The organism is Paracidobacterium acidisoli, assembly GCF_003428625.2.
GTDB lineage: Bacteria > Acidobacteriota > Terriglobia > Terriglobales > Acidobacteriaceae > Paracidobacterium > Paracidobacterium acidisoli.
Window position 1 is genome coordinate 834883 of sequence record NZ_QVQT02000003.1, and the last position, 11208, is coordinate 846090.

An 11208-nucleotide genomic window follows, 5' to 3' on the forward strand; every position below is an offset into this window, starting at 1 on the left:
CCGAAACAACCATACGGCGCAAACCATTCTGAAATGACACGAAGGAGAGGTTGGATGATGACGGTGAAAAAGATTCTGAGTGTCCTGGCGCTTGCAGGCTGTGTTGCGGCTTCAGCACAGAATGCGAATCAGCAGACCGCGAAGCCGGCAAAGACAAAGGCCGCCGCGGCAAAGCCGAAGATCCAGGAGCAGATACTGTTGCAGCAGCTGAACGAGAAGTTTGAAAAGCTCGATGAACTGACTGACAAGTACAGCCAGCTGCAACAGCGTCTCGACAGTGTGCAGAAGGAGCTGACGGAGCACGATGCCAGGCTTGCGGCTGCACTGCAGGCCGCAGCCGATGCTCAGGCCGCGGCTGCGGAGGCGAAAAAGGAGCTGGCGGCGGCGCATCAGACGGCAGGACCGGACGGCTCCAGCGTGGCCGCACTGCAAAGCGATGTCGCGAGCCTTAAGGCCGCATCCTCATCGCTCGTCACCGCGGTCGAAGCTAACCAGAAGGAGACGAAGAAGCTGGAAAATCCCGATGTCCTTCACTTCAGGGGTGTCGACTTAACGCCGGGCGGATTCGTCGCAGGGGAGACCGTGAATCGCCAGCGAGGGACCGGAAGCGATGTGAATACACCGTTCTCCAGTATTCCCTTTGGCGGCCAGACTGCGGGTGTGCTTTCGGAATTCAATGCCAGCGGGCGCCAGTCTCGAATCAGCCTGCTTGCCGAAGGCAGACTGCCGTCGGCTACGCTGCGCGGCTATTACGAATCGGATTTTCTTTCGGCGGGAACAACCTCGAATGACAACCAGAGCAACAGCTATACGATGCGCATCCGCCAGGCATGGGCGCAGGCGGCACTGCAAAGCGGATGGACGCTGACAGCGGGGCAGATGTGGTCCCTGGCAACGGAATATAAGTCGGGTCTCTCAAACAGGGCGGAAGCGATTCCGCTGACCATCGACGCGCAGTACAACGCCGGCTTTACCTGGGAGCGCCAGTACGGCTTCCGGGCAGTGAAGAGCATTGGAAGCCGGTTCTGGATTGGCGGTGCTTTGGAAGAGGCGCAGACTCTCAACGTCGGCGGACACAATCTTCCGACGATCGCCTATCAGCAGGCGGGCAACGGCAGCGGCCTTTATAACCCTTCGGCGAACTACAGCTTCAACTATGCGCCGGACCTGATCGCCAAGGTGGCGTATGAACCAGGCTTTGGCCATTTTGAAGTGTTCGGCATAGGCCGCTTCTTCCGTGACCGTGTGTTCCCGAACGGTCCGGCACCCGCCGGCGCGTCCCAGCCGTCCACAACTTCGGCGCTTGGCGCCTTTACCTCGAAGACCGAGGGCGGCGGAGTCGGCGCCAACGCGCGTGTCTCCCTTTTCTCGAAGACGCTCGATCTGGGCGCGCACGTTCTGGCCGGTAACGGCATAGGGCGCTACAGCACGTCGACCCTGCCCGATGCGACGGCCCACGAAGACGGCTCCCTGGAACTGCTGCCGGGCGGCTCGGCGCTCGGAAGCCTTGAGTGGCACGCCGCTCCGCGTTTTGATTTCTACTCCTATTACGGCGGAGAGTATGTCAGGCGCGCTTACTACCCCAGCGGTTATTTCGTAACGACGGCCGGACCCACCGATGGCCAGCCGATTCTTGAAGGTTACGGCGCTCCAAACAATATCGTCAGCGGCTGCTATACCGAGGTGCTGCCTGTCTCGTCGTCCAACGGCGGCGGCAATGTGCCCGGCGCGGCGTCCAGTTGCAACGCCGATAACCGCAACATCCAGGAGGCCACTGCCGGCTACTGGTTCCGCCTCTACAGGGGCGCGCACGGAACCTTTCAGCAGGGAATTCAATACTCCTACGCGGTGCGGCATACCTGGGAGGGCATCGGCCTGAACGGGCTTGGATTCTCTCCCAAGGCCATCAACAACATGTGGTTCACCTCATTCCGTTACTACCTGCCGCAGTAATGATTCGGTCTGCCATGGATGCTGAAACGCAATATTGAGTCCGCACGAGGGAACTGGAGTTACAGAGAACGATGCTTCGATCACTTAAACGGCTTCTGTCCGCGACGATCCTCCTCACGCTCCTGGCCAGCGTACCGGCAGCCGCCCAGACCGGCCGCTTCTCGGGACAGGTTGCCGATCAGGGCGGAGGAGTTATCCCGGGAGCGACGGTACAGGTCGTCAATCAGGACACGCTGGTGAAACGGGAGACAAAGACAGATGCCACGGGTAACTATTCGGTGGTTTCTCTTCCACCGGGAAGGTATCAGGTCATCATCGACGCGGACGGCTTCAATCGAATATCGAGCGAGGCCGTGTCGCTTGCGGCAGAACAGACATTCGTCTTCAACGCGAAAATGTCCGTGGGGGGAGTGAAAACCAGCGTCGAGGTCAATGGAGGCGGGACTCCACTGGTGGAGTCGGACACCGCCTCTCTGTCTACGACGTTGTCTGAAAAGGAGGTCACAGGCTACGGACTAAACGGGCGAAACTTCTCGCAACTGATCACCATGGCGCCTGGCGTGAGCAATCAGACCGGCCAGGATGAGGCCAAGGTTGGGGTCGCCGGAAGCGCGAAGTTCAGTGTGAACGGGGGACGGGTCGAATACAACACCTTCGAGGTGGACGGCAGTGACGTGCTGAACACCAGCATCAACGCCAGCCGCGGGCAGGGCGAGCCGCTGATGGTATATCCCAGCATCGACGCCATCCAGGATATGAAAGTGCTTACCGCCGATTACAGCGCCCTGTACGGCAAGAGCGCATCGGGAAGCGTGCTGGTAAGCACCAAATCCGGCGGAGACAGACTGCACGGCGATGTATACGAGTTTCTCCGCAACGAGATGTTCAACGCCCGCAATTACTTCGATCAGCCCGAGCCGGAGCCGCTGGGATATCAGGGCAATCCTGTCTACAGGACACCGTTGTATCGCCGCCAGGACTTCGGTGCAACCCTCGGCGGACCGCTGTTCATTCCGAACCATTTCAACACCGATAAGCAGAAGACATTCTTTTTCTTCTCAGAAGAGATACGGCGCGAGAAGACTCCGGTGGACTACAACCAGTCCGTGCCAACGAATGCCGAACGGTCGGGGAACTTCTCAGACGTTTGTCCCACGCTTGTGCCCGGCGGTTCCGGAACCTTCAATCCGGTGGAGTATCCGGATTGCCCGCAGGGAGGTATTTCTGCCGGCGGTAACGGGGAGCCGAACGTAGGCAGCGCGGTCGAAGTGAATTACACCAGCGAGGCTGTTCTCAACAGCGGGCTTATTCCTCAGGCGAATTCCGTGAATGGCTGCAATACGACTAACCCATCCCCTCTGTACCGCTGCTATGTGGCCTCTGTTTCGCCGCCTACTGACTGGCGCGAGGAGCTGTTCCGCATCGACCAGAATCTGACGCCCGGCGAGCGGCTGTCGTTCCGCTACATTCACGACGCCTGGAATACAGTGACGCTGGCGCCGCAGTGGGGCGTCGTGCAGAACAGCTTTCCCACGGTGGAAAACCGGCTCAACGGTCCAGGACTGAATATGGTGCTGAGTCTTGCGCAGACGCTGCCGCATGGCATGCTCAATCGTCTGGCCCTCAGCTATGGAGTCGAACATATTACGCTGACCCCGCAGCCCGGCTCCGGCGTCAGCTCGCTCGACCGGCCGGACATTCTGGGAGATCCATGCGCGCCGGCGAGCAGCGCGGGCAGGCAACTGACAGAGTGCCCGATGGGCTATATCTTTAATAACCGCTTCGGTGGAAACAAGCTGCCCGGTCTCGTCTTCCAGGGTTCTAACGGAGCCTATGGAGGACACGGTTTTGCTGCCGATACCGGTTACGCTCCCTGGAACCAGGCGAATCCAACCTTCAACATTCGTGACGACGTCAGCATGACGGTGGGCAGGCACGACCTGCAATGGGGCTTTGAAGGAACCTTCGTCCAGCAGAACGAGCTGAGCGCGGTAAGCGGCGCGAACTCAGGCGACCAGCAGGGATTGCTCACCTTCAGTAATCAGCAATCGATCTACACCACAGGCAACGCCTTTGCTGATTTTCTGGCCGGCCCGGGCGTCGTGAACAATGTGAGCGGCGCTCTGACGCAGGGTGCGATCAAGAGCTACACACAGGACAGCGGCCAGGCGAAATATTACAACCGGTATAAGATCGCGGAGCTGTACCTGCAGGACGACTGGCGCATCCATCCGCGGTTCACGCTGAATGCCGGACTCCGGGCAAGTCTGTTCGGTGCGTGGTACAACCCCAAAGGCACTGCGTACAACTGGAGACCGGAGCTGTACAACACATCGCTCGGAGCCTCTCTCTTCATCGATCCCACCTATGGGTATCTGGTGCAGAGCGGCAGCGGTGTTCCCGTTCCGCTGCCCAGAACAGGACCGTATAGCCTGAGCGGCCCCAACGCGCTTAATCCCGCAATCAGCAATGGTCTGGTGCAGTGCGGCGGGCAGAGCGGCGTACCTTCAGGCTGCATGACCAACCATCTGTTTCATCCTGAGCCGCGCATAGGATTCTCGTGGGACCCGTGGGGCAACGGCAGGACCGCGGTCCGCGCTGGCTACGGCATCTTTTGGGAGCATGGCACCGGATATGAAGCCAACGTTGGATCGCTGATCGGAAGCGCTCCGTTGATCCTGAGCGAGACCCAATCGAATATTGAATCGCATATCAGCGGCAGCACCATCTCCAGCCCCTTCAACCTGATTGGTCTCTCCTGCCAGCAGGGAAGCGCGCAGTGCGGCAACCTGGTGAGCCCCGCGGGCGGGGTGACCTTTCCTCTGAACGTAACCTCGATCCCTACCAAAGCCGTCTACCCCTATACGCAGCAGTGGAGCCTGAGCGTGCAGCGTGAAGTGCGGAAGCAGATGGTGGCGCAGATCGCCTATGTCGGCACGAAGGGCACGCATCTGACGGCCGTCCGCGATCTCAATCAACTGCCGCCGCTCAGCAATGCTCTCAATCCGTTTGGTCCTGGGCAGCCAATCACTGCGGGCGTCTGTTCGACCGGAGCGAACTATAACTACTTCTCCGTCGATGGCGAAAATTCCGGAGTGTACGGCTATCCAGTCACCATTCCAAACTCGCCAGGCATTGGGCCGGGCTCGCCCGGTTATGTCAATATGTTCGTCGCCTGCACAGGCAATCCCGGCTTTGCGGGGGGTGGCAGCCCACCCCATAAACTTGGCATCAGCGCCGACTCGGTGCGCCCCTATCCAGGATTCAGCAACATTATCTCCGTCGATAACGTCGCCGATTCCGAATACAACGCTCTGCAGGCCACGCTGCGCCAGACCACCGGCTCATTGACCATCGGCGTCGCCTACACCTACAGCCATTCGCTTGACGACTCCTCCGACCGGTCTTCGGCCAACTTCGCCAACTCGCTTGACATCCACTCGAACCACGCCAGCTCGGACTTCGATCAGCGGCATATCCTGAACGTCAACTACATCTACGATCTGCCGCTGCCCCGCCTGCTCGAGGGATTCACGCATCTGCTGGGGACCGGTTTCGATCCGGACGATGATTCAGCCTCTGCGGGGACCAGGAAAACGACGCCTGGGCAGCTTGCTCCGATCGGGAAGACTCTTCTCGCGGGCTGGCAGTTCAGCGGTATTACCACCTTCCAGACCGGAACGCCTTTCAGCGTTATCAATGGCGGCGGCTCCGATGGTACAGGCGCGGCGGATAACGCCGGCGTCGGGGATGGTCTGGGTGTCGGTTCCTACGCCGATCTCATGCCCGGTGTCAGTGCGCACGCGGGCAAGCCATTAGTCGCGCATGGTGGGGGTAACGTCGGCCCTCTGCTCCTCAATCCGGGAGCCTTTGCCGCGCCGCGCGGCCTTACCTTTGGCGACTCGGGCCGCAACTACCTGAGAAACCCATCACGCGTGAACTTCAATATGTCGCTCTTCAAGCACTTTAAGCCCTTTCGCGAGCGTCTCGATATTGAGTTTCGTACCGAAGCATACAACGTCTTCAACCATACCCAGTTCCGCATTACCGATCCGGCGAACCCCGGAAACACCGGCAACAACGTCATCAACTGCTACGGTACGCAGACCGAGCTTTACTCAGCGGGAGCGTCAGGTTGTCTGGCGGGCAACTCCTTTCTGCATCCGGTCGATGCGCATGATCCGCGCATTCTGCAATTCGGCCTGAAGGGAAGTTTCTGAATGACCAGGGAGAGGGTTATGCATTGCCTTAAACGAGGAACAGGCCGGTCTCGAAAATTCGCATGGAAGATCTGTTTCCTGGGCGTGATTCTGCCGGCTGTCTCCATGATCGGATGCGGCGGAAAGACGGGGCCGGGCACTTCGACTGCACAACAGCAAAGCACGCAGACATATTTTGCGCCTTTCGTCGAAGGGACCTCGAACGGCGGTACGCCTGTCGGAGGGCCACAGACCTATACCATCAGCGATCCCGCAGGCAGCGGCTCTGCGGGCGCTTTTAAGCAAACGACCTATCTCCTCAATGCAAATCAGGAAGGCGCTCAGGTGATCAACGCCGGGGAGGTTACAGCTTTGCAGCGTGGACTGCTGAGCCTGGGAGTAACCGCAAACTACTCCTTCAGCAACGACACCGGCGCCTGGGTGACCACCGATTACAGCACGCCTAAGACAGGAGGCTTCGCCGTCGAGCTGGCAGGGCAGGCCGGGGGGCTTGTGCAGCTGCCGGGACAACCCGCGGCGCCGGTGGCGGCCACCGCACAATGCCCGAATTTCGCCACCCCGCAGACCTATCAATTCGTCACGATTCCGAACGGGGCTTCCGCCGGTACAAACGAAACTGCCTATGGCAGCGTGGACATCGGCACCAGCGGCAGCACCGTGAACCTCACCAATATTCAGCAATTCACGCTGTCTTCGACGGGCGGAGCGGGAGCGCAGGTACAACCGGCCGCGACACCCGTGACGGGAGCCTGCGGGACAACTTCCTATGGAAACACGATCAGCATTCCTTATCCGGTTACCATCACAAACCCAGGAGGTGGTCAGACAACTCCGCCGCCAGCCGTCCTGGCAATCGGGCCGTCCGGTCTTTTGGTTGAAGACAATGGCCTCGGCAGCAATGGGCTGACGTATCAAACTTCGCTCAGTGGCGGAACGGGAGCTATCGGTTTGCCGCGGCCCTCTCAGCCACTGGACACGGGTACTGTCGTTGGCGCGCAGTATCTCGGCTTTATCTTTGGAGCCCCGACTGGCGGAAACTTTGGCGCTCCCACCGGCTGGTCGTCGCACGTCGCTTCCTTCGGCTTTACCAGTCTGCCGTCGAATTGTTCCTCCGTAGCCGCACAGACCACCACTCTGATCTACGGCGGCGACTTCACGAACGACAATCCTTCCGCGTCACCCAATGGCTTCGGCAACTGTGATTTTGCCATCGACCTTGGCCCAGAGGACTCGACGAACAACGGCTTCTATCCCAATGCGACGGTCTGGATGGGCGCAGGATATGCCGCAAATACCTCGAACAAAAACAATTCATTTTCTGCCGTTGGCGTCGCCGGACAGCTCAATGGCAAATACGCTCTTTTCGTCCTGGGCGCGAATACCGGCCAGCAGTGGGCCATCTATCTTCTGCAATCGAATTGAACGGCGTCTGAGTTTCGTCGTGAACGGAGAGTAAAAACAGGCGTAAAACTTCGCCTGGCCGGGCATTATTTTTTTGTGAAAAATCCCGGAAAGAAGAGGCGCAGAAAGATGGCCCGGCAAGAGCATGATCCTCAAGCCACTGAGAACAGGCAGTTGCGAGACAGGTCACGAACGAAAGCAACACTTCCATGCGCTCTAGGATTCTTCATCGGATATTCACCTGACAGGAGCGAACTATTGGAAGGAATTGCTCTCTTCAGGATCGAATGCAGCTTACGCCGTCCAAAAGAAAATCTCTCGCGCCAGTGCCGCGTCCGGAAAAGGTTCTGGAGCGCTACTACCCGCAGCTGCGAGAGTGGGCCGCTATTCTCACCCGTGGAGATCGCACCCAATCCGAGGACATCGTTCACGATTTGTACTTATACGTCGCGCTGACCAAACCCGATTTCAGCCGGGTTGAGAATCTCGACAACTATCTCTACCAGTCCCTGCGTCACATGTACCTCTCGGCTTTGACCCGCACCTCGCGGGAGGCGATGCAGTCCGTCGCCGTGGCCGACTTCGATTCGGTTCAGGTTGCATTGTGGGTAAAGCCGAACCACGACATGCTGCAGCAGCAGAACGAGCTGCGCAGCATCTGTTCTTATGCCGTGTGGCGCAAGCCGCAGGTGCGGGGCGCCAGCTATTTCGTGCTGCGCTTCTTTCATGGCTATCGCATCCAGGAGATTGCGGAAATTGCCTGCGTGCCGATCGCGGCCATCCAGCCCAGGCTGAGCGAGGTACGGACTGAGGTACGAGCCTATCTCGCAGGGCCACATACGATGCAGCCTGCATTCCGCACCGCGCCCCCTGAACCAGTACAGTGCTGGAGCCCGGTATCGTCACAGCGCCTGGTGCAGGAGTTGCGCGCTTCCATCCTCAACAGCAAAACGGGACCATGCCTGTCTGAAAAAGAGCTGCAGGCGCATTACCGCTCTCTTACCCCAAAGCCCGTATCCACTTCCAGGCTCTCCCATATTGCCAGCTGCGAGGAGTGCCTGGCGCGTATCGATGGAATTTTCCGGCGTCCGACCCTGAAGGACCGCGAGCCGCTTGACGGCATGGATGGAATGGCGGGCAGGCGAGGCAGCGAAAAGACTTCTTCAGGATCAGCTTCCGAGCATCGTGCCCTGCTGCGCATGGCGCAAAGGCATCGTGACGATGTGTATGACCATCGCCCCCAGACGCTCTCGATCGCTGTCGATGGCAGGATTGTGGCCCTTCATGAGGTTCAGGCGCAGCGCAACATGCTGGCGGCGCGGGTCGCACTGGCGGACAAGCCTGGTTTTGTCGAGGTCTTCAGCGAGCAGGGACTACGCATCGCTATGCTCTCGCTCAATGAGCAGCCTCCGCATGGGCCGCATCAGCAGATTCACCGGACAAGCCTGAGCAATGACCGCTGGATCGACCTGGCGCTCACGATTGATGGACAGGGATTGAATGCCGAGGTCGTCTATTTCGATCCGGCGCTGCCGGCTGTTACTGCGACACTGTTCGAAGCCGAGGAGCAGGCCGTGCCGATTCTTGTCGAAGATCAGCCGGCCACTCAGGAAGGTGTTCACGAAGATCAGGCATTCGGCAGCCATCCCATCCGCCCCGGCAGGGGCGGGTCGAAATCGAAGTCGGGGCCACGACTGGTATGGCTGTGGTCGCGCCTCAACGAAATACCGTCGGCTATGAACCCCCTCCTCGCCAGCGCATTGATTCTTGGTCTTGCATCCATTCTTTGTTTCTTCGCGTGGATGCGCCGCGCTCCTTCGGTCACGGCCAGTGCCCTGCTGCACAATGCCGAGCGATGGGATGCAGCTTCTCAGCCTGGCGAATCCAGAGTGATCTATCAGAAGGTGCGGATTCAGACGCCGCGCCGCGCTATTGAGCGAGCGATTTACAGGGACTCGGCAGGCAGGCGCAGGCCGAAACGCCAGCCGCTCAGCCCCGAGGATGGACAGATCAGAGACCGGCTTGCCCTCGCCGGCGTCAACTGGGATCAGCCTCTCTCGGCCACAAGCTATGAAGAGTGGCGCGCCCGGGAACAGGGAAGCAGGGACGTGGTTGTGCGCGCCGACCGGGGACTTCTGACGCTGACCACGACCGCCCCGTCCGATCCGCAGATCAGGCAGGAGACCTTCACGGTCCGGGAAAGCGATTTTCACCCCGTCGGGCGTACCGTCGAGCTGCGGGATGCGGGCACGATCGAAATCGCCGAACTGAACTATGACGTGTTGCCATGGAGCGCGGTGAACGACAGCCTGTTTGAACCGGAGGCTGCTCTCTCCGGCGCAAGAGCTCCCATTCATCCATCGCTGTCGATCCATGTGCCGGCCCCGCTCACCGACGCACAACTGGATATGGCGGAACTCTCGGCGCGCCTGGTGCTGAACCGGCTCGACGCGGACAACGGAGAGCGCATCGAGGTTGTTCGCACGGAGAGCGGCGTGCAGGTCAAAGGGATTGTCGAAACGGACGAGCGTAAGCAGGAGCTGGAGACGCAGCTGCATCTTGTCCCGCATGTCATTCCGGCGATCTTCAGCTACCGCGACATGGATAACCGACGCGGCGCCGCATCCGAAATCAACAGCATCCAGTCGTCTTCCTTCGTGCCGCAGCCGACGCCCCTCGAACAATATCTGGCCACCCGCGGCTGGAGCCGCGATAACATTGGCGAGATTTCCCACCAGATATTCGACAGCTCCGCGACCATCGACCGCGAAAGCCAGACGATCACTGACCTGCTGCAGCGATTCTCCTCGAAAAGCGGGCTGAGCCGTGCCGCCGATGATTCGCTCGAACAACTGATTTCCGAGCACAAGAGCCGATTGCTGGACGCGCTGTCCGCGGAGGAACACAGCATCGCCGCTGTGGGACTGACTGCGTCCCCCGAGGCGCGTCCGCCGGCATCCCTGAAAACTCTGGAAGTACTCGCCGCGGATGCACGGGCAAACGTGAGCCTCACTAAAGAACTCATTTCAACCGACGGCTCACAACCCCGTTCCGTCGAAGCCATCGTGCCCGAGCTGGCAGGCTCTGTGGCTCAACTGCGGACCGATCTGCTCAATTTACAACCAGCTTTGCAGCCACTCCAGGATTCTTCCCCGAGCTCCCCGGCTCCTAACAAAAAAAATTAGGAATGATGCGACATGGATTTTCAGAGACTTCGACAGGCAACGTGTGCCGCTCTGCTGTTCTTTGCGGCAGCGTTCTCTGCTTTCGCGCAGACTGCGCGGTTTTCCGGCCAGATCACCGATCAGCAGAATGCAGCCATCCCTGGTGCGCAGATTCAGGTTGTCAACGAAGACTCGCTCGTTCAGGTCCAGACAAAGACCGACGCCACCGGATCGTATACGATTCCGTATCTTCCGGCGGGACACTACAGGATTGAAGTGAAGGCACCGGGTTTCAACACCGCTGTGCATGGCGGGATTTCGCTGAATGTGGGACAGGCCTTCCTCTTCAACGTGCAGCTTACCGTGGGGCAATCTCAATCTACCGTCACGGTGAATGCGGGCAGCGAAGTGACGCAGGTGAATACGGAGAATGCGGAGGTCGGCGGCACGATCACCGGTAAGGAAGTCTC

General features: G+C 59.5%; 5 protein-coding genes. All 5 read left to right on the forward strand.

The window, feature by feature from the left end:
• Positions 1–54: 54 nt before the first annotated feature.
• A complete protein-coding gene (locus tag D0Y96_RS11045) occupies positions 55–1953 on the forward strand; it encodes a hypothetical protein (protein ID WP_117299646.1) in 1899 nt (632 codons plus the stop codon).
• Positions 1954–2024: 71 nt separating this feature from the next.
• Positions 2025–6173 carry a TonB-dependent receptor gene (locus D0Y96_RS11050; RefSeq protein ID WP_117299648.1) on the forward strand — a complete coding sequence of 1383 codons (4149 nt, stop codon included), beginning with the start codon at positions 2025–2027 and terminating at the stop codon, positions 6171–6173.
• 84 nt (positions 6174–6257) lie between these two features.
• Positions 6258–7595, forward strand: coding sequence for a hypothetical protein (locus D0Y96_RS11055; protein ID WP_117299650.1), 1338 nt, complete (start codon positions 6258–6260; stop codon positions 7593–7595).
• A 305-nt stretch (positions 7596–7900) separates the two neighbouring features.
• Positions 7901–10759: an RNA polymerase sigma factor gene (locus D0Y96_RS11060; protein ID WP_147325025.1), complete on the forward strand. Its 2859-nt coding sequence runs from the start codon at positions 7901–7903 to the stop codon at positions 10757–10759.
• Between the two features lie 12 nt (positions 10760–10771).
• Positions 10772–11208, forward strand: a 437-nt coding sequence (locus tag D0Y96_RS11065) for a carboxypeptidase-like regulatory domain-containing protein (protein ID WP_147325026.1), incomplete at its 3' end; no start/stop codon positions are given.

Excerpts from the sequence above, each read along its gene's own strand:
- D0Y96_RS11050 (WP_117299648.1), top strand. The coding sequence starts at position 2,025 with ATGCTTCGATCACTTAAACGGCTTCTGTCCGCGACGATCCTCCTCACG.
- D0Y96_RS11045 (WP_117299646.1), top strand. The coding sequence starts at position 55 with ATGATGACGGTGAAAAAGATTCTGAGTGTCCTGGCGCTTGCAGGCTGT.